Below are 19,880 nucleotides of genomic sequence, written 5' to 3'. Positions count from 1 at the left end.
GGGGCAAAGCCTTTTGCTTCCTTTTTGGCGTTTGAAAAAGGGAGTCGCCGTAAGGGCGAAACCATAAGTGGCCGTTACCGCAGCAATGGATATGTACACCAAAGCTCTTTCAATCACCCCCCACTCTCCGTACGCCGACTCGAAACCTCCGCCGGCACATCATCCCCAGCCATGCGTTTGCGAAACAAAGCCGCCCGAGCCAGCAACAAGGTGGTCACCGGTACGGTGATCGCCAGCAGGATCGGAATCAGCCAGGCATGCAGCACCGGCCCGGACTTGAGGGCTGAAAAGAAGATGATCGAGGCCAGGGCCACGCACCATGCGCCCAGGGTCGAGGCCAGGGCCGGTGGATGCATGCGCTGGAAGTAATCCTTCATCCGCAACAGACCAGTGGCGCCAATGAGGGCAAACAGGCTGCCGAGCACCAGCAGGATAGCCACGGGTATTTCCACCCACAGGGACAATGGCGCACTCATTCGATCACCTCGCCACGCAGGAGGAATTTCGCCAGGGCGAACGAACCGACGAATCCGAACAGCGCGATCAGCAACGCGGCCTCGAAGTAGGTGTCACTGGCATAGCGAATGCCCAGCGTCAGCATCATCAGCATCGCCACGATGTACAGGTAATCCAGGGCCAGGACCCGGTCCTGGGCCGAAGGGCCCTTGAACAGGCGGATCAGGGTCAGGATCATCGCCACGCAAAACAGGAACAGGCTCAGCAGGATCGCGTTGGACAGCAGGCTGCTCATTCGAAGATCTCCATCAGGGGGCGCTCGTAGGTCGCCTTGAAGTGCTGGATGAACAGCGCTTCGTCATCCAGGTCGAAGACGTGCAGCAGCAGGATGCTGCGGTCCAGCGCCAGTTCCGACCAGACCGTGCCGGGGACCACCGTGCAGATCATCGCCAGCGCGGCCAGGCCGTTGGCGTCGCGCAGGTCCAGCGGCACCTTGACGAACCCTGAGCGCGGCGGCCGGCGGCTGGCATTGAGTACGCCGAAGGCGACCGCCAGGTTGGACACCAGCACATCGCGACCGACCAGCAGGAACAGGCGCAGGATCACCCCGGGCCGCCGAATGCGGATCGGCAGCGGGCGCAGCTTGCGCATCATCAAGGGCGCGCAAAACCCCAGCAGGGCGCCCAGCAGCAGGTTGCCGGGGCTGAGAGACAGGTTCAGCAGCAACCACAACAGCCACAGGGCCAGCGACAGCCATGGCGCAGGCAGCAGGCGCTTCATGGTTGCACCTCCAGCAGCGCCGCACTGGTTTGCGGGCCGGGCACCACGCGGGTGCCGAGCACGGCCATCACATACTGCTGCGGGTTGTTCAAGGCGTTGGCGGCCGCCTGGGTGTAACGCAGCAGCGGTTCGGCCTTGAGCGTGAGCAGGATGCACAGGCCCAGCAGCGCGAAAATCGGCACGCACTCCAGGCGCCGGAGCATGGGCGAGGGGCGCTCTGCCGGGGTCCAGAAACGCTGGATGCCCACGCGGGAAAAGGCGATCAATGAGGCCAGGCCCGAGAGGATCAGCAGCGCCAGCAAGCCCCACGCGGCATTCGATACCGGCGCGTCGCCAGCGTTGCCCAGGCCCATCGGGTTGAGCAGGGCGCTGAGCAGGCTGAGCTTGCCGATGAACCCGGACAGCGGTGGCATGCCGATGATCAGCAGGGCGCAGGCGATGAAGCTCAAGCCGAGGAACGCCATGGTCCAGGGGATCACCTGGCCGACCACGGCTTTCTGGTCGTCGTCGAGGTTGATGCCTTTGACCGGATGCAACGATTCCAGCGGCCGTGGCAGCATTTCGTTTTCATCTTCCAGGGGCATTTCGTTGGCCGAGCGCGAGCGTTCGATCAGCTCCGCCAGCAGGAACAGCGCGCTCAGCGCCAGGGTCGAGCTGACCACATAAAACAGCGCTGCACCGATCAGGTTGGGCTGGCCGAAGCCGATCGCCGCCAGCAGGATCCCCGCCGACACCAGGATGCTCAGGCTGGCCATGCGTTCCAGGCGTTGGGCCGCGAGGATCGCCACTGCCGCGCCGACGATGGTGGCCATGCCGCCGTAGATCAGCCAGTCGCCACCGAAGTACGCCGAGGCGCCAGCCTGGCCGGAAAACAGCAGGGTCCACAGGCGCAGCAGGGTGTAGATGCCGACCTTGGTCATGATCGCGAACATCGCCGCCACTGGTGCGCTGGCCGAGGAGTACGCCGGCACCAGCCAGAAATTCAGCGGCCACATCCCGGCCTTGGCCAGGAACGCCACCGCCAGGATGCCCGCGCCCGCGTGAAGCAGGCCACGATCGGCCTCGGGCACCAGCGGGATCTTCAGCGCCAGGTCGGCCATGTTCAGGGTGCCGGTGACGCCGTAGATCAGCGCCGCGCCAATCAGGAACAAGGTCGAAGCCAGCAGGTTGATCGAGATGTAATGCAGCCCCGACGACACCCGCGCCCGGCCCGAGCCATGTAGCATCAGGCCATAGGACGCGGCCAGCAGTACTTCGAAAAACACGAACAGGTTGAACAGGTCCGCCGTCAGGAAGGCGCCGTAGAGGCCCATCAACTGGATCTGGAACAGCGCGTGGAAGCTCGAACCGGCACTGTCCCAGCGCGCCATGGCGAACAGTAGCGCACAGACGCCGATAATGCCGGTCAGCACCAGCATCAGTGCCGACAGGCGATCGACCACCAGCACCAGGCCGAACGGCACTTGCCAGTTGCCCGGCAGGTACACGCCGATGGAGCCGGGAATGTCGGTGGTTTGCGTCCATTGCAACAGCAAGACTGAAATGCCCAGCCCGAGCAGGCTGGAGAACAGGTTGATCCTGGCTTTGAGCGGGCGATGTTTCTCGCCGAGCATCAGCATGATCGCGGCGGTCAGCAGCGGCAGCAGGATGGGCGCGGCGATCAGGTGCGACATCGGATTCATTCTTTAGGCTCCCGGCCATCCACATGGTCGGTGCCGGTCAGGCCGCGCGAAGCCAGCAAGACCACCAGGAACAACGCGGTCATGGCGAAGCTGATGACGATGGCGGTCAGTACCAGCGCTTGCGGCAGCGGGTCGGTGTAGTGCAGCAGATCCTGGGGCACGCCGTCCTTGATGATCGGCTCCTTGCCGATGAACAGGCTGCCCATGCTGAAGATGAACAGGTTGACGCCATAGGACAGCAGGCACAGGCCCATGACCACCTGGAACGTCCGCGGACGCAGGATCAACCAGACGCCGGACGCGGCCAGGACGCCGATGGCGATGGCGATGACTTCTTCCATCAGACAGCCTCCTTGATGACGGCAAGTTTGGGCTGGGCCGCGGTCTTGTGACCCCGCACCGATTGGTGGGCGAGGGCGGTGAGGATCAACAGCGTCGAACCGACCACCACGGCGTATACGCCGACGTCAAAGAACAGCGCACTGGCCAGGTGAATGTCGCCCAGCAGCGGCAGGTTGAAATGCCAGGTGTGGGTGGTCAGGAACGGGTAGCCGACGACCATCGCACCCAGGCCGGTGACGGTGGCGAACAGCAGGCCGACGCTCATCCAGCGCAGCGGTCGCAGGCTCATTTGCGCTTCGACCCACTGGGTGCCGGCGACCATGTATTGCAGGATGAACGCCACCGACATCACCAGGCCCGCGACAAAACCGCCGCCCGGCTGGTTGTGCCCGCGCATGAACAGGTAGAACGAGACCACCAGGGCAATCGGCAGCAGCAGGCGCACCAGCACCGCCGGGACCATCATGAAGCCGAGCGCGGTGTCGCTGGCGTGACGCGGGTTGACCAGGTCGGTGACCACGTCGGGTGCGAGCAGGCGCTGCTGGGCCGGCAACTGCAGGCTTTCCTTCGGCGGGCGGAAACGTCGCAGCAGGGCGAAGACGGTCAGGGCCACCGCCACCAGCACGGTGATTTCACCCAGGGTGTCGAAGCCGCGGAAGTCCACGAGCATCACGTTGACCACGTTGCTGCCGCCGCCTTCGGGCAGGGCGCGGCTCAGGTAGAACGAGGAAATGTCGTTCGGTGTCTGCCGGGTCAGCATCGCATAGGCCAGCAAGGCCATGCCGCCGCCGACCACGGCCGACAGCAGCAAGTCGCGGATACGGCGGATGCGCGCCTTGCGCAGGCTGCTCGGCAGCGGCGAAACCTCTTCGATCCGCCGTGGCAGCCAGCGCAGGCCCAACAGGATCAGCACCGTGGTCACCACTTCGACCACCAGTTGCGTCAATGCCAGGTCCGGAGCCGAGAACCAGACGAAGGTCACGCAGGTCATCAGGCCGCAGACGCTGACCATGGTCAGGGCGGCCAGACGATGATATTTGGCCTGGTAGGCGGCGCCGAGGGCGCAGGCAATCGCCAGCAGCCAGAGGATGACGAACACGATCGAGCCCGGAATCTTCGGCCGGTCGCCCCAGTGCAGGCTGCTGTGCAGCATCGGGATCAACCCGGCCAGGACCGCGGCGAGCACCATCAGGAACAATTGCATCTGCAGGCGCCGGGTGCTGATCAGCGGTTCCAGGCGTCGGGCCAGGCGCATCATCAGCACCAGGCTGCGTTCGAACAGGCGCTTGCCGTTGAAGCGGCCAATCAGCGGCGGGTAGTGGAAGCGCCCGCGCTTGAGCTGTTTGCGCAGTAGCAGGTACAGCAGGATGCCGCCGGACATGGCGATCAGGCTCATGATCATCGGCGCGTTCAAGCCGTGCCAGATTGCCAGGCTGTACTCGGGCAAGGTGCCGCCCACGACCGGTTGCGCGGCCGCGGCGAGCAAGGGGCCGACCACTTGCGCCGGGAAGATCCCCACCACCAGGCAAGCGAACACCAGCAATTCGACCGGCGCGCGCATCCAGCGCGGCGGCTCGTGCGGGGTGTGGGGCAGGTCGGTGGCGGTCGGGCCGTAGAACACGTCAACGGTGAACCGCAGGGAGTAGGCGACACTGAAGGTCCCGGCGATGGTCGCGACGATCGGCAGGGTGGCTTCGATCCAGGCCGTGGCGTTGATGAACACGGTCTCGGCGAAGAACATCTCCTTGGACAGGAAGCCGTTGAGCAGCGGTACGCCGGCCATGGAGGCACTGGCGACCATGGCCAGGGTGGCGGTAAACGGCATCAGCTTGTACAGGCCGCTCAGCTTGCGGATGTCGCGGGTGCCACTTTCGTGGTCGATGATCCCGGCGGCCATGAACAGCGAGGCCTTGAACGTGGCGTGGTTGAGGATGTGGAACACCGCGGCCACGGCGGCCAGCGGGCTGTTCAGGCCCAGCAGCAGGGTGATCAGGCCCAGGTGGCTGATGGTCGAATACGCTAGCAGGCCCTTGAGGTCGTTCTGGAACATCGCGCAATACGCGCCGAGCAACAGGGTGGCGGCACCGGCGCCGCTGACGATGTAGAACCATTCTTCACTGCCCGAGAGCGACGGCCACAGCCGGGCCAGCAGGAACACCCCGGCCTTGACCATGGTCGCCGAGTGCAGATAGGCCGAAACCGGTGTCGGCGCCGCCATGGCGTGGGGCAGCCAGAAGTGGAAGGGGAATTGCGCGCTTTTGCTCAGCGCGCCGATCAGGATCAGTGGCAGCAGGATGGGGTAGAGGGCATGGGCGCGAATCAGGTCGCCGGCGGCCAGGACCTTGTCCAGGTCATAGCTGCCGACCACATGGCCAAGCAACATGACCCCCGCCAGCAGGCACAGGCCGCCCGCGCCGGTGACCATCAGCGCCATGTAGGCGCCGCGCCGGGCGTCGGCGCGGTGGTGCCAATAGCCGATCAGCAGGAACGAGAAGAGGCTGGTCAGCTCCCAGAAAAACACGATCTGGATCAGGTTGCCGGAGATCACCAGCCCGAGCATGGCGCCCATGAACGCCAGGAAAAACGCGAAGAAACGCGGCACCGGATCGTCCGGCGACATGTAGTAGCGGGCGTACAGCGACACCAGGGTGCCGATGCCCAGCACCAGCATCGAGAACAGCCAGGCGAAACCGTCCATGCGCAGGACGAAGTTCAGGCCAAGGCTCGGCAGCCAGAAAAATTCTTCGCGGATGACGCCGCCATGGGCGATTTGCGGGTACAGGAGGGCGACCTGGACAGTGCCGATCAAGGCAACCAGGCCAGCCAGAAGTGATTCGGTATTTCGCGCGTTGTGTGGCAACACCGCTGCCAGACAGCTGCCTATGAAAGGCAGAAGCAGTAGAACTATCAGGGACATAGGCTTCTAATCTGCGGAAGTTTGTGAAGCATCATACGTGCCAGCTCCCGGATCACCAAACGCCAAGCTGTCGCAGAATCCTACAAGGTAGACGGAAAAGTCGTGTTTAACATTGTTTCATTTGGGGTGAACGTTCCGACGCTATCGCGAGCAGGCTCACTCCTACAGAGGAACGCATTCCCATGTAGGAGTGAGCCTGCTCGCGATAGCCATCTATCAAACGCAGCAAATATTGCGGCTCAACCCTGGGTTTCCCGCTCCAGCGCTTCCTCAGCCTCAGCCGTCTTACCCTTGGTCTTCAACTCACTGACAATCACCGCCGCCACGATCAACCCCGCCCCCACCAACGCAATCGCCGGCAAACGCTCCCCGGCGATCCGCCCGACAATCCCGGCCCACACCGGCTCACCGGCGTAGATCAAGGTGGCCCGGGTCGGCGAAACACTCTTCTGCGCCCAGTTCATCGCCACCTGGATCGCCGCACTCGCCGCGCCCAACCCCAGGGCACTGGACAACAGCAACCAGGAGAAACCCGGAATCTGTTCCTGGGTCGGCACCACCATCAGGAACGACAGCAGCGAAGTGACCGCCAATTGCACCACGGTCACCCGCTTCACATCGACCTGGCCGGCGAAGTTGCTGATCAGAATGATCTCTGCCGCAATGGCAATGGCGCTGATCAATGTGGCGATTTCACCGGGGCTGAAATTCAATGCCGCACCGGAAGGCCCCGACAGCAGCATCAACCCGGTAAAGGCCAGCATGATGCCAATACTCGGCATCAACCCCGGTCGACGACCCAACACCAGCCACTGCAGCAACGGCACAAAGGGCACGTACAACGCGGTAATGAACGCCGACTGGCTGCTGGGAATGCTCTGCAATCCGACCGTCTGCAAGCCGTAGCCGAGCATGATCGCCACGCCGATGAAGGCGCCGGCCTTGAGTTCGAACAAGGTCAACTGCCGCAGGCTGCGCCAGGAGAACAGGGCGACGATGATCGCGGCGGCGGCAAAGCGCAGGCCGACGAAAAACATCGGGCCGCTGACGGTCATCGCATGCTGGACCAGCAAAAAGGTCCCGCCCCAGACCATGGTGATCAACACCAGCACGCACTCGGCCTTGCTGAGCCGCAGGAAACGGGAGGGAGCCTGGGAGGAGTTCGCCGACGTCATGATCTTGCACACTATTTAAGGGGGACGCACAATGCGCCCGAAGTTGGGCAGTATACTGCGCAACACCATCAAGTGAGCAATATAGTGCACAAAGATTCCTCGCCCCGGGCTTCGGTCCTGCAGCACGTCAGCCAGAATATTCGGCGTTTGCGCCATGCCGCCGATATGAGCCAGACCGCGTTGGCGGAAAAATCCGGTGTCAGTCGCCGGATGCTGGTGGCGATCGAGGCCGGCGAAAAGAACGTCAGCCTGACCACCCTCGACCGTGTGGCCGAAGCGCTGGACGTGGCCTTCAGCGACCTGATCCAGGCCCCCGACGTGCGCGACCACAGTCGCATCAACGAGCTGGCCTGGGCCGGTACCATCCCCGGCAGCAAGGCCGTGCTGCTGGCCAAGGCCAATGCCACCCGTGAAGTCGAACTCTGGGAATGGCGCCTGGAACCGGGAGAGCATTACCCGTCGGAGCCGGACGCCGAAGGCTGGAGCGAACAGTTCTACGTCTTCGAAGGTTGCCTGACGCTGATGGTCGGCGATGTGCCGCACAAAATTGCCGCCGGCGAGTTCTTCATGTTCGCCAGCAATCAGCCTCATTCCTATCGCAACGAGGGAGACGTGGCGGTGCGCTTTGTGCGCAATGTGGTGATCTGAACTGTTGGCCGATCAACACTGGATAAACACTTTGCTGTTCTGAAGCTGAAAGCTTTTCTCTAATAGTTCGTTAAATAACTGAAAAATAACGAATTTAATTTCAGGCACGACTCCTGCAAAAGCTCTGGTGCATTCACCCAGAACCCGGAGTCGGCCCATGACAGCCTCAGCCCCATCCCACCGCTCGGCCAATGTGAGCCCTGCCCATGTGATCCGCTCGGATGCGGAAGCGATTGCCGTCGCCCACAAGCTCGCGGCGCGTTTCGCCGTCGAAGCCAGCGTGCGCGATCGCGAGCGCCGCCTGCCGGTTGTCGAGCTCGATGAGTTCTCCGCCAGCGGCCTGTGGGGCATCACCGTGCCTAAAGCCTACGGTGGCGCCGGTGTGTCTTATGTGACCGTCGCCGAAGTGATCAAGATCATTTCCGCCGCCGACTCGTCCCTGGGCCAGATCCCGCAAAATCACCTCGGCGTGCTCGACATCCTGGTGCAAACCGCCAGCGAAGAGCAGAAGCGCTACTACTTCGACAAAGTCCTGCAGGGTTATCGCTTCGGCAACGCCTTCTCGGAATCGAAAAGCAAGAACGCCGGGGCCTTCGAAACCCGAATCCGCTTCAACGACGACAGCGCGCAAATCGACGGCGAGAAGTTCTACTGCACCGGCGCCCTGTTCGCGCACATCGTGCCGGCGGTGGCGGTCAATGAGCAGAACCAGGCCTTCATCGCCTTTATCGAGCGCGACAATCCCGGCTTGACCGTGATCGACAGTTGGGACGGTTTCGGCCAGCGCACCACCGCCAGCGGAGGTGTGACCCTGGACGCGGTGAAGGTTCCGCTCAGCGCGGTGATCCCGGCCCACAAAGCCTTCGATGAGCCGACCGCCGACGGCCCGATCTCGCAAATCATCCAGGCCGCCGTGGACACCGGTATCGCCGTGGGTGCCCTGGAAGAGACCAAACGCTACGCCCGTGAAGCCCGGCCATGGATCGACAGCGGGCAGGATCACGGCTGGCAGGACCCGTTCAGCATTGCCGCCATCGGCGATCTCGAATGGCGTGTGCATGGCACCGAAGCGATCCTGAAAAAGGCCGGCCAGGCCATCGACGCCGCGTTGCTCGACGCCAATGAAGACACGGTGGCCCACGCCTCGGTGGTGGTCGCCCAGGCCAAAGTGCTGTCCACCGAAATCGCCTTGCTCACCAGCAGCAAGCTCTTCGAACTGGCCGGTACCCGCTCGGTGCTCGGCAAATACAACCTCGACCGTCACTGGCGCAACGCCCGCACCCACACCCTGCACGACCCGGCGCGCTGGAAATTCCACCTGATCGGCAACTACCTGCTCAACGGCGTGAAGCCTGCGCGCCACGCCTGGAACTGAGGAGCCCACCATGAACGCCTTGACCCAACCGATTGCCGCCGAACAACCTTTGGCCAACAGCCGGCACGATCTGCAAAACGCCCGCAGCTTGTCCGATGCGACCTTGGGTTTCGTCCGCCAGCACACTCAGGTAGCCGACGATCCTTTGGTCATCAGCCGTTTTGGCGATGTGCACATCCGCATCGAAGTCGCCGCTGCGCTGCTGGAGCGCGCCGAAGAATTCCTCGCCAGTGGCACCGACGACATCGAAGTCAGCATCGCCGTCGCCGAATCCCGCCTGGCCAGCGCCGAGGCATTGAGCACTGCCAGCAATGCCGAATTCGAACTCACGGGCCAGCGCACCGCGTTGCCCGGTTCACTCCACGACCCGCTGCGCGGGAAGCTGCAGCTCATCGGCAACTTTCGCCTCAACGGCATTCACCCACCCAGCTTGCACACATCCACCAAGGGAGTCGTTTGATGGCCCGTGAAATTCGTCTCAATGCTTTCGACATGAACTGCGTCGGCCACCAGTCGCCGGGGTTGTGGGCGCATCCGCGGGATCGTTCGTGGCAGTACAAGGACCTGGAGTACTGGACCGACCTGGCGAAAATCCTCGAGCGCGGCAAGTTCGACGGCCTGTTCATCGCCGATGTGCTGGGCATCTATGACGTCTACAACGGCAACGGCGATGCGGCGATCCGCCAGGCGGCCCAGGTGCCGGTCAATGACCCGCTGCAACTGATCCCGCCGATGGCGCTGGTGACCGAGCACCTGGGCTTTGGCCTGACCGCGTCGCTGTCGTTCGAGCATCCGTACCCGTTCGCCCGCCGCCTGTCGACCCTCGATCACCTGACCAAGGGCCGTGCCGGCTGGAACATCGTGACCTCGTACCTGGAGAGCGGCGCGAAGAACCTCGGGCAGAAAGCCCAGACCGAACACGACGCCCGCTACGACTTCGCCGAGGAGTACCTGGAGGTTTGCTACAAGCTGTGGGAAGGCAGCTGGGAAGAGGGCGCCATCCTGCGCGACCGTGAGCGGCGGATCTTCAGCGACCCGAGCAAAATCCACGAGATCCAGCATGTCGGCAAACACTTCCAGGTGCCGGGGATCCATCTCTGCGAGCCCTCGCCGCAACGCACCCCGGTTTTATATCAGGCCGGGGCGTCGAGCCGCGGCAAGCAGTTCGCCGCCGAGCATGCCGAGTGCGTGTTCGTCGCCGCGCCGTCGAAAGTGCTGCTGAAGAAAACCGTGGCCGATATCCGCAGGCGTGCGGCGCAGGCCGGGCGTGACCCGTCGAAGATCCTGATTTTCAACCTGCAGACGGTGATCCTCGGCGAGACCGACGCCAAGGCCAAGGCCAAGTTCGAGGAATACAAGAGCTGGGTCAGCTATGAAGGCGCAATGGCGCTGATTTCCGGCTGGACCGGCATCGATTTCAGCCAGTTCAAGCCGGATGAACCGCTCAAGCATGTGCACACCAACGCCATTCAATCGGCGGTGGAGGCGTTTTCCACGGCGGATCCGAACAAGGTCTGGACCCCGAATGAACTGGCCGACTGGGTGGGCATCGGTGGCTTTGGCCCGTTGTTTGTGGGGAGCCCGGAAACTGTCGCCGACCTGTTGCAGGAGTGGGTCGAGGAGACGGATGTGGACGGCTTCAACCTGGCCTATGCACTGACCCACGAAACCTTCATCGATGCCGTGGAGTTGTTGGTGCCGGAGTTGCAGAAACGCGGGGTGTACAAGACCGAATACGCGCCGGGGACTTTGCGCGAGAAGCTGTTTGGGGAGGGGGCGCGATTGCCGGAGATTCATCCGGGCGCCGGTTATCGAGACCTGGCGGGGTTGCGGCAGCAGGAGAAGAAGGTGGTGTCTGCCTAGACGCCATCGCGAGCAGGCTCGCTCCTACAGGTTGTGGTGTTCGCTCACAAATTCTGTGGTCACCGCAAAACCCCTGTAGGAGTGAGCCTGCTCGCGATGAGGTCGGCACATCCAACATCAATGTCGCCAGTTACCCATGAACAGGAGGTCAACCCATGAGCGTGCACGAACTCAAGCGTCCGCCGATTGCGGATACCAGGGAATGGCAGGTCAGCGCACCCAGGGCGCTGGAGCAATTGCGCCATTGGGCGCAAGTCAGCCCATTGCAGCCGGCATTGCGCCACAAGCGTCACGGGCAATGGTTTGCCTGGCGCTGGATCGATGTCTTGCGCGATGTCGAGCGCCTGGCCGATGGCTTGCGCCAGCAACGTTTCAGCGAAACGTCGCGGCTGGCCGTCAGTGGCGCCTTCGAACCGAACCTCTTGCTGCTGGCCCTGGCCGCGCAACAGATCGGCGGGGAACTGCTGGCCATCGCCGACAACTTCGACGCCCCCGCCTTGCACAACGTCCTGTGGCGCAGCAGCCCTACCCACGCCTTTGTGCAGGGCCGGCAGGCGCGGCAACTGTGGCAGGACCAGGGCCAGTCGCTGCTCGACTTCGCCGAACTGCTGGGCCCGACAGAGCACCCGCAACGCTTGCGTCTGGGTCTGTCCGTCGAACAGTTGTGGAGTGAAGAGGGCACCCAGTGGCGCGATGGCCTGACGGTGTTGTTCGAACAATGGCTCGGTGGCGGGCAAACCCTGGCCTTCCCGGAAAGCCCCGGCAGCGCCAGTCGTGATCGCCGCGAAGTGGCGCCTACAGGCCTGCTGCTCTCCGCCGAGCGCTTGCAATTGCTCGCCACGGAAATCGAAAGCCGCCTCGCGTCACCGGGCACCTGGCGCCGCCGGCTGTGCGACTGGGCCATCGCCCAACCGCAAAAGCCCCTGCAACGCCTGATCAAGAATCGCGTTCGCCGTCTGCTGGGCTTTCACAACCTGCACTTCATCTGGCAAGCCACGCGCCCGGCGCAAGCACAACCCACACCTGCCTGGCTCACCGAATTCAAACGGAACATCGCATGACCTCGACCGATTCCATCCTGCAAGTCAGCGGTATTTCCCTGTCCTTCAAAGGCGTCAAGGCAATCAACGAACTGTCGTTCGAGGTGCGCCGTGGCGAGATCTGCGCGTTGATCGGGCCCAACGGCGCGGGCAAGAGTTCGTTGCTCAATGTGCTTAACGGCGTGTACCGCTTCGATGCCGGTGCGATCGTGTTCGAGCAACAGTCCTTCAAGCGCATCGATCCCTTGAGCGCCGCGCGCCGGGGCATTGGCCGCACGTTCCAGAACAACGCGCTGTTCAAGAAAATGAGCGTGATCGACAACCTGCTCACCGGCCTGTCGCGTCACCTGCGCAGCAGCTTCATCGAGCAGGCACTGGGTTTGCCCCGTGCCCGGCGTGAAGCACAAGACTTTCGCCAGCAGGCCCAGGGCATCCTCGAATTCCTCGAACTGCAAGCCCAGCGCGATGTGCCGGTGGGCAATCTCTCCTATGGCCTGCAAAAGCGCGTCGAACTGGGGCGCGCCCTGATCGCAGGCCCCAGCCTGTTGCTGCTCGACGAGCCGATGGCCGGGATGAATGCCGAGGAAAAACAGGAAATGGCCCGGTTCATCACCCACATCAACCGCGACCTCGGCACCACGGTGGTGTTGATCGAGCACGACATGAGCGTGGTGATGGGCCTGTCCGACCATGTGGTGGTACTCGACTACGGGCGCAAGGTCGGCGACGGCACGCCTGCCCAGGTGCAGGCCAACCCCGAGGTGATCGCGGCGTATCTGGGAGTGGTGCACTGATGACGTTCTTCTTCGAAACCCTGCTCGGCGGCTTGCTCGCCGGCACCATGTATTCGCTGGTCGCCATCGGCTTCGTGCTGATCTACAAGGCCAGCGGTGTGTTCAATTTCGCCCAGGGCGCGATGCTGCTGTTCGCCGCGCTGACCTTCGTCAGCCTGCATGACCAGGGGGTGCCGTTTGCATTGGCACTGCTGCTGACGGTGCTGGTGATGATCATTGGCGCGCTGCTGATCGAACGGCTGGTGCTGCGGCCATTGGTCAATCGCTCGCAGATCACCCTGTTTATGGCCACCCTCGGCCTGTCTTTCATCATCGAGGGCCTGGCGCAAGGCCTGATGGGCTCGCAGGTACGGGCGCTGGACCTGGGCATCGACGACGTGCCGCTGTTCATCGGCGCGATGATGGTCAGCCAGTTCGACCTGATCGCCGCCGCTGCGGCCATCGTGCTGGTGACGGTGCTGGCGCTGCTGTTCAACAAGACCCGCATCGGCATCTCGTTGCGGGCGGTGGCGGATGACACCACCGCCGCGCTGTCCATCGGCATCAACCTCAACCGTATCTGGCAGATCGTCTGGGCCGTGGCCGGGGTGGTCGGGTTGGTGGCCGGGTTGCTCTGGGGTGCGCGCCAAGGGGTGCAGTTTTCCCTGTCGCTGGTGGTGCTCAAGGCGTTGCCGGTGTTGATCATCGGCGGCTTCACTTCAATTGGCGGGGCAATTGTCGGCGGGCTGATCGTCGGTGCGGCGGAGAACCTCGGCGAGGTCTACATCGGCCCATTGATCGGCGGCGGTATCACGCCGTGGTTCGCTTATGTCCTGGCCCTGGCCTTCCTCTACATCCGTCCCGCCGGCCTGTTCGGCGAGCGCGCCATCGAGCGAGTCTGAACCCATGTCGATTTCCCTTACCCGCGAAACCGCTCCTGCGGTGCTGGTCCAGCGCCGCGTGCCGTTCGGTCTGGTCGGCTTGTTGCTGATCGCCTTTGTCGTGGTGCCACTGACCGGCAACGACTATTGGCTGAACGCCATTTTGATTCCGTTCCTGGTGCTGTCCCTGGCTGGGCTCGGCTTGAACCTGCTCACCGGCTACACCGGCCAGACCTCGGTCGGCGCGGCCGGGTTCATGGCGGTCGGGGCGTTTGCCACATACGGGTTTCTGTTGCGCCTGCCTGAACTGGGTTTGCCGGTGGCGTTGCTCGGCGGCGGTTTGATCAGTGCGCTGGTGGGTTTTGTCTTCGGGCTGCCGAGTTCGCGGATCAAGGGCTTTTACCTGATGGTCACCACCCTGGCGGCGCAGTTTTTCCTGGAGTGGTTGTTCGTCAAATTCCCCTGGTTCTACAACTACGGCTCGTCCGGGACCATTACCGCGCCGAAACTGGCGCTGTTCGGCCATGACCTGAACACACCGCTGGGCCGCTATTGGCTGACCCTGATCACCGTGCTGCTGTTGACCTGGGTCGCGCTGAACCTGGTGAAAAGCCAGATCGGCCGCAACTGGATGGCGATCCGCGACATGGATACCGCCGCAGCCGTGATCGGCATTCCCGTGGCGCGCTACAAGCATCTGGCATTCGCCGTCAGCTCGTTCTACCTGGGCATCGCCGGCGCCTTGTGGGCCTTTGCCTACCTGGGTACCGCCAGTGCCAGCAGCTTCGATATCAATCGATCGTTCCAGATCCTGTTCATCATCATTATCGGCGGTATGGGCAGCGTCGCTGGCAACTTCGTCGGCGCGGCGTTCATCAGCCTGTTGCCGATCCTGCTCAGCCACGCAGGCCAAGCCCTGCTCGGTGGCGCGGTGGATGCCGGGCAGCTGCAAAACCTGCAAAAAATCATCTTCGGCGTGCTGATCATCCTGTTCCTGATCAAGGAACCGGAAGGCTTGATCCGCCTGCTGGGCAATCTTCGTGAACGGCTGGGCCACTGGCCGCTGCGTTTCTGAATTCTTCCTCCTATCAGAGAGACAACATGCGTGCATCCTTGAAACGTTCCCTGCTCGGCGCCGCGTTGGCGCTGGCGGTTTTCGGCAGTGCAGTACCGATGGTCCAGGCCTCGGCGGACCAGCAGTTTTTCCCCTTGGCCACTTACCGGGTCGGCGCCTACGCCTCCAGCGGCGTGCAAGTCTGGGCCGGCATGCTCGACTACCTGAACTACATCAACGAGGTGGAGGGCGGGATCAACGGGGTGAAACTGGTCTGGCAGGAATGCGAAACCGAGTGGACGGCGGAGAAGGGCATCGAGTGCTACGAGCGCTTCAAGAAAGGCCTGGATGGTGCGCCGGTGGCGATCTATTCACCCAACGGCGCGCCTGCGGCCTATGCGCTGAGCGAACGGGCGGAAGTCGACAAGATCCCGCTAATCACCCTCGGTTACGGCCGCACCGAAGCCACCGACGGCACGGTGTTCCCGTACAACTTCCCGGTGATGCTGACCTTCTACAGCGAGGCCTCCAGCCTGATCAACTACATCGCCCAGCGTGAGGGCGGCTTCGACAAACTCAAGGGCAAGAAAATCGCCACGGTCTACCACGACTCGGCGTACGGCCGCGAAACCCTGGGCCCGCTGAAGCTGTTGGCCGAGAAGTACGGCTTCGAGAACATCCAGATTCCAGTGGCCGATCCGGGCAATGAACAATCGGCGCAATGGCGGCAAATCCGTCAGCTGAACCCGGACTGGGTATTCCTGCGCACCTGGGGCGTGTCGACCCCGGTGGCGGTCAAGACCGCCGCGCGTTTCGGCTTCCCGGTGGACCACATCGTCGGCGACATCTGGGCCAGTTCCAGCGAAGACGTATTGCCCGCAGGCATAGCCGCCAAGGGCTACCTGGCGCTGACGCCGTACCCGGCCGGCAGTGATTTCGAGATCCACAAGCGCCTCAAGCAATACATCCTCGACAAGGGCAAGAGCGACCTCAAGGACCTGAAGAATTTCGGCAGCGTCTACTACAACTCCGGGCTGGTGAATGCCGCCGTGGCGGTGGAAGCGATCCGCACCGCCCAGGGCAAATTCGGTAAGCGCCCGCTCAACGGTGAAGAGGGGCGTTGGGGCCTGGAGCATTTGAATATCGACGATGCGCGGCTCAAGGACATGGGCTACTTCGGCCTGATGCAGAACCTCAAGTTGTCGTGCAAGGATCACGAGGGTGGCGGTTCGGCGCGGGTGCAGCAGTGGGACGGCGCCAACTGGACGCTGATCAGCGACTGGATCGCTGCCGACCGTGCATTGTTGCGGCCATTGATCGACGAGAAATCCGCCGCGTTCGCCAAGGAAAAAGGCCTGACACCGCGCACCTGCACCGGAGATGAATAAGCCATGAGCCAAGCCGCCAGTGACATTGCCGTCAACGATCTGTTGCGGGTCAATGATATCGAAGTGATCTACGACGGCGCGATCCTGGCCGTGGCCGGCGTGTCGCTGACGGTGCCCAAGGGCGGCATCGTCGCGTTGCTCGGAGCCAACGGCGCGGGCAAAAGCACCACGCTCAAGGCGATTTCCGGGCTGGTGCGGGCCGAGCGGGCCGAGGTCAGTCGCGGCAGCATCGAGTTCCTGGGGCGCGATACCGCAGGGGTCGATCCGAGCCTGCGGGTGCGCCAGGGGATGGTTCACGTACTGGAGGGCCGGCACGTCTTTGCGCAACTGACGGTGGAAGACAACCTGCGCAGTGGCGGCTTCGTCCGCGGCTTGAGTCGCCAGGACATGGCCCGGGACCTGGAGCGCATCTACGCCTGGTTCCCGCGCCTGAGAACCAAGCGCAAGACCCAGGCCGGGCTCACCTCCGGAGGCGAGCAGCAGATGGTCGCCATCGGCCGCGCGTTGATGACGCGTCCTACTTTGGTACTGCTCGATGAACCTTCCATGGGTTTGGCGCCTATTATCGTCCAGGAAATTTTCGAAATCGTCGCCCAGCTCAACCGCGAGGCGCAGGTGAGCTTCCTGATTGCCGAGCAAAATATTAATGTGGCGCTCAAGTACGCCGCCACGGCCTACGTCCTCGACACCGGCCGGGTGGTGTTGTCCGGCAGCGCCAGCGCGTTGCTGGCCCGGGGCGATCTGCATGACTTCTATCTAGGTAAACACTGAGCAGTGAGAACGGCATGAGTGAAACCCAAAACGGACAGGCGACCGACGTCATCCGTCACGCGGACATCCTGATCATCGGCGGCGGCCTCAGCGGCGCGATGCTGGCGGCGCAACTGTTGCGCCTGCCGGGCAAGCGCCAGGTGCTGGTGATCGAACCGCGCGCCGAGCTGGGCCGCGGCGAGGCCTACAGCGCCGTGGAGCTGGGGCATACGCTCAACGGCAACGCGGCGCGCATGAGTGTCGACCCGGACAACGCCGATGACCTGACCCAATGGCTGACCGACTACATCGCGGTCGGCGGCTGGCCGGAGTCGGATGAGCAGCATGTACCGATCAGCGAGCTGTTCCCGCCCCGGGGGATTTTCGGCCTTTACGTGCAGCAACGTCTGGCCGAGGCGCAAGCCGTGGGGGCGTTGAACGGCTCCACGGTCGAGCATGTGCAAGCCGAGGTGGTTGACCTGCAAACCGATGCGCAATCGGTCCGCCTGACCTTGAGCGACGGCCAGCGACTGCAGGGTGCTTTTGCCGTGCTTGCCACGGGGATGTTCCCGGCCGCGCGCACGCCGCAGACCGAATCCAGCGGCTTGAACGCGGCGGCCCTTGACCCGTGGGACGTGGCGGCGATGCGCCAGCTCGATCCGCAGTCGACGGTGCTGATCATCGGCTCGGGGCTGACCATGGTCGATGCCGTGGTGTCGCTGGAACAGGCTGGGCATCGCGGGCCGATCGAAGTGTTTTCCCGGCACGGCCTGCTGCCCCATGTGCGGCGCCAACCACCGGCCTGGGTGGATTTCCTGGCCGAGGATCAGAGCATTCGCACGCCACGCCAGCTGGTGCGTGAATTGCGCCGGCATTGCCGCGACGCCATCGCCCAAGGCATTGACTGGCAGGCACCGCTGGACACGGTACGGGCGCACATCGGGCGCTTGTGGAGTCAGGCCAGCGACGTACAGCGCCGGCAGTTCGTGCGGCATGTACGACCGTGGTGGGAAAGTCATCATCACCGCTCACCGCCGTTGAGCGCCGAACTGGTGGCGCGCCTGCACAAGGAAGGACGATTGCGCATTCAGGCCGCGTCGTTCAAAGGGCTGGAGCCTTCTTCGGGCAATGAAGTGAATATTCGTATTCGCCCGCGGGGTGAAGCGCAAACGGTGGTTGTCAGTGGCGCGGCATTGATCAACTCCAGCGGTATCGAATATGACTGGCGACGGGTGGCGCGACCATTACCCCGGCAATTGCTGGCGCGGGGGCTGATCCGCCCGGGACACCTGGCGCTGGGGATTGCCGCCGAGGTCGACGGTGCGGTGCTGGATGCCGACGGCCAGGCTGCCGGCCGACTGTTTGCCATGGGCCCACCGTTGCGCGGCATGTGGTGGGAAAGCACCGCCGTGACGGACGTGGCCAGTCAGGCCAAGGCGTTGGCTGCGCGCCTGGCAACAGCCTGAACGTCGCACAAATGAAGAAACCCCGCACTGGCGGGGTTTCTTGTTTCAGGCAGCCCAAGACCGTCGATCAATAGCGCTGATATTTGGAGCCAAACTCAGGACGGTTTTCCGCGACGTAGAGTTTGTCTTTCTGGTCCGCGCTGACGGTGTTCACGTTCAGTGTGGCCGGTTGGCTGACTTTTGCCGCTGCAACAACTGGCGCAGTGGCGTGAGGGGCGGCGATGGCGCTGGTGGCGCCAAGAACCGAAAGGGCGAAGCCGAGACCGATGAGGCTTTTCATGGTGTTGCTCCAGAGCGTGGTGAGAAGATGTGGCCACTGTAGTGCTGGAGCATCGCGATGAAAAAACACCCTTGCGCATAGTCGTTATCGAGTGTGTCGATCTTCGTAGGCGGGCGGGTGCCATTCAGGCCTGTGCGTCGAGCATTTCCACCGGGTAGGAGAACACGTAGCCCTCGCTACGCACGGTCTTGATGTAGGTCGATTCCCGCGAGTCGTCCTTGAGTCGTTGGCGCAGGCGGCTGACCAGCAAGTCGATCGAGCGGTCGAACAGGTCGGAGTCGCGGCCCTGGGTCAGGTTGAGCAACTGGTCGCGACTCAGCACCCGTTGCGGGTGATCGAGGAACACCCGCAGCAGGCGGTATTCGGCGCCACTGAGGGCCACCAAGGTACCGTCCTGGTCCAGCAGGTGACGGGCGGTGGTGTCCAGGCGCCAGCGGCCAAAGCCGAGCATCCGCCCGCTTTCGCTGATCAGCAGGTTCGGTGGCAGCATGCGGGTGCGGCGCAATACGGCGTTGATCCGCGCCAGCAGTTCGCGGGCGGCGAAGGGTTTGGTCAGGTAGTCGTCGGCGCCCATTTCCAGGCCGAGGATGCGGTCGGTTTCGTCGTTGCGGGCGGTGAGCATCAGGATCGGCGTGGCTTTGTGCTTGCCTGCACGCAGTTCGCGGCACAGGACCAGGCCGTCGTCCCCGGGCAGCATGATGTCGAGCACGATCAGGTCGACCTGGTTGGCTTCGAGGAAGCTGCGCATGTGCCGGCCGTCGGCGACCACGGTGGTGCGCAGGCCGTTTTTCTTCAGGTAGTTGCCGACCAGTTCGCGGATTTCGCGATCGTCGTCGACGATCAGGATGTGGTTGACGTGGTCCATTGGTCGATCCTCATTTTTTTGCAACGATACATTTTGTAGGCGCTGACTTGCCAGCGAAGGCGGCCTGACAGCCGACCTATATTTTTGTCGGAGTACATATCCATTCCTGCGGTAACGGCCACCTAGGGTTTCGCCCTTACGGCGA

Annotated in this window: 20 protein-coding genes; 11 read left to right on the top strand and 9 right to left on the bottom strand. The window is 63.2% G+C overall.

The window, feature by feature from the left end; genetic code table 11:
• Window positions 1–113: 113 nt before the first annotated feature.
• From PMI35_RS07845 to PMI35_RS07875, 7 genes are all read right to left on the bottom strand, one after another.
• A complete protein-coding gene (locus tag PMI35_RS07845) occupies window positions 114–476 on the bottom strand; it encodes a Na+/H+ antiporter subunit G (RefSeq protein ID WP_008063389.1) in 363 nt (120 codons plus the stop codon).
• Window positions 473–751 (bottom strand): K+/H+ antiporter subunit F, encoded by a 279-nt coding sequence (locus PMI35_RS07850; protein WP_008063386.1) that lies wholly within the window; start codon window positions 749–751, stop codon window positions 473–475. The genes PMI35_RS07845 and PMI35_RS07850 overlap by 4 nt, the downstream gene beginning before the upstream one ends.
• Entirely contained in the window at window positions 748–1,236 is a 489-nt protein-coding gene (locus PMI35_RS07855; protein ID WP_008063384.1) for a Na+/H+ antiporter subunit E, read from the bottom strand. The genes PMI35_RS07850 and PMI35_RS07855 overlap by 4 nt, the downstream gene beginning before the upstream one ends.
• Window positions 1,233–2,918: a monovalent cation/H+ antiporter subunit D gene (locus tag PMI35_RS07860; RefSeq protein WP_008063382.1), complete on the bottom strand. Its 1,686-nt coding sequence runs from the start codon at window positions 2,916–2,918 to the stop codon at window positions 1,233–1,235. The genes PMI35_RS07855 and PMI35_RS07860 overlap by 4 nt, the downstream gene beginning before the upstream one ends.
• Window positions 2,915–3,259, bottom strand: coding sequence for a Na+/H+ antiporter subunit C (locus tag PMI35_RS07865; RefSeq protein WP_007986256.1), 345 nt, complete (start codon window positions 3,257–3,259; stop codon window positions 2,915–2,917). Before PMI35_RS07865 ends, PMI35_RS07860 begins: the two co-directional genes overlap by 4 nt.
• Window positions 3,259–6,177, bottom strand: coding sequence for a monovalent cation/H+ antiporter subunit A (locus PMI35_RS07870; RefSeq protein ID WP_008063381.1), 2,919 nt, complete (start codon window positions 6,175–6,177; stop codon window positions 3,259–3,261). The genes PMI35_RS07865 and PMI35_RS07870 overlap by 1 nt, the downstream gene beginning before the upstream one ends.
• Window positions 6,178–6,416: 239 nt before the next feature.
• Window positions 6,417–7,352 carry a DMT family transporter gene (locus tag PMI35_RS07875; protein WP_008063380.1) on the bottom strand — a complete coding sequence of 312 codons (936 nt, stop codon included), beginning with the start codon at window positions 7,350–7,352 and terminating at the stop codon, window positions 6,417–6,419.
• An 84-nt stretch (window positions 7,353–7,436) separates the two neighbouring features.
• Here PMI35_RS07875 and PMI35_RS07880 point away from each other — a divergent pair, with 84 nt between their 5' ends.
• From PMI35_RS07880 to PMI35_RS07930, 11 genes are all read left to right on the top strand, one after another.
• Window positions 7,437–8,000: a helix-turn-helix domain-containing protein gene (locus PMI35_RS07880; protein WP_008063378.1), complete on the top strand. Its 564-nt coding sequence runs from the start codon at window positions 7,437–7,439 to the stop codon at window positions 7,998–8,000.
• A gap of 157 nt (window positions 8,001–8,157) precedes the next feature.
• Window positions 8,158–9,375, top strand: coding sequence for an SfnB family sulfur acquisition oxidoreductase (locus tag PMI35_RS07885; RefSeq protein ID WP_008063376.1), 1,218 nt, complete (start codon window positions 8,158–8,160; stop codon window positions 9,373–9,375).
• 10 nt (window positions 9,376–9,385) lie between these two features.
• Window positions 9,386–9,835 carry a hypothetical protein gene (locus PMI35_RS07890; protein ID WP_008063366.1) on the top strand — a complete coding sequence of 150 codons (450 nt, stop codon included), beginning with the start codon at window positions 9,386–9,388 and terminating at the stop codon, window positions 9,833–9,835.
• A complete protein-coding gene (locus PMI35_RS07895) occupies window positions 9,835–11,238 on the top strand; it encodes an LLM class flavin-dependent oxidoreductase (protein WP_008063364.1) in 1,404 nt (467 codons plus the stop codon). Before PMI35_RS07890 ends, PMI35_RS07895 begins: the two co-directional genes overlap by 1 nt.
• 155 nt (window positions 11,239–11,393) lie before the next feature.
• Window positions 11,394–12,299 carry an AMP-binding protein gene (locus PMI35_RS07900; RefSeq protein ID WP_008063363.1) on the top strand — a complete coding sequence of 302 codons (906 nt, stop codon included), beginning with the start codon at window positions 11,394–11,396 and terminating at the stop codon, window positions 12,297–12,299.
• Window positions 12,296–13,072: an ABC transporter ATP-binding protein gene (locus PMI35_RS07905; RefSeq protein WP_008063350.1), complete on the top strand. Its 777-nt coding sequence runs from the start codon at window positions 12,296–12,298 to the stop codon at window positions 13,070–13,072. The genes PMI35_RS07900 and PMI35_RS07905 overlap by 4 nt, the downstream gene beginning before the upstream one ends.
• Complete coding sequence (locus tag PMI35_RS07910; RefSeq protein ID WP_008063349.1) at window positions 13,072–13,953, top strand: branched-chain amino acid ABC transporter permease; 882 nt, start codon at window positions 13,072–13,074, stop codon at window positions 13,951–13,953. Before PMI35_RS07905 ends, PMI35_RS07910 begins: the two co-directional genes overlap by 1 nt.
• Before the next feature lie 4 nt (window positions 13,954–13,957).
• On the top strand, window positions 13,958–15,007 hold the full coding sequence (locus tag PMI35_RS07915; protein WP_008063348.1) for a branched-chain amino acid ABC transporter permease: 1,050 nt from the start codon (window positions 13,958–13,960) through the stop codon (window positions 15,005–15,007).
• Window positions 15,008–15,033: 26 nt separating this feature from the next.
• Window positions 15,034–16,374, top strand: a complete 1,341-nt coding sequence (locus tag PMI35_RS07920; protein WP_008063346.1) for an ABC transporter substrate-binding protein — start codon at window positions 15,034–15,036, stop codon at window positions 16,372–16,374.
• Window positions 16,375–16,377: 3 nt separating this feature from the next.
• Window positions 16,378–17,145, top strand: a complete 768-nt coding sequence (locus PMI35_RS07925) for an ABC transporter ATP-binding protein (protein WP_008063344.1) — start codon at window positions 16,378–16,380, stop codon at window positions 17,143–17,145.
• Between the two features lie 14 nt (window positions 17,146–17,159).
• Window positions 17,160–18,590, top strand: coding sequence for an FAD/NAD(P)-binding protein (locus tag PMI35_RS07930; RefSeq protein WP_008063342.1), 1,431 nt, complete (start codon window positions 17,160–17,162; stop codon window positions 18,588–18,590).
• Between the two features lie 67 nt (window positions 18,591–18,657).
• On the opposite strand, the gene PMI35_RS07935 is transcribed toward PMI35_RS07930, so the two are convergent.
• Window positions 18,658–18,870, bottom strand: a complete 213-nt coding sequence (locus tag PMI35_RS07935; RefSeq protein WP_008063340.1) for a hypothetical protein — start codon at window positions 18,868–18,870, stop codon at window positions 18,658–18,660.
• Between the two features lie 124 nt (window positions 18,871–18,994).
• On the bottom strand, window positions 18,995–19,735 hold the full coding sequence (locus tag PMI35_RS07940; protein WP_008063338.1) for a response regulator: 741 nt from the start codon (window positions 19,733–19,735) through the stop codon (window positions 18,995–18,997).
• Between the last annotated feature and the right edge of the window lie 145 nt (window positions 19,736–19,880).

The organism is Pseudomonas sp. GM78 (genome assembly GCF_000282475.1).
GTDB lineage: Bacteria > Pseudomonadota > Gammaproteobacteria > Pseudomonadales > Pseudomonadaceae > Aquipseudomonas.
Note: the sequence above shows the minus strand (reverse complement) of the source record. Positions and strands in the feature narration are given on the sequence as shown.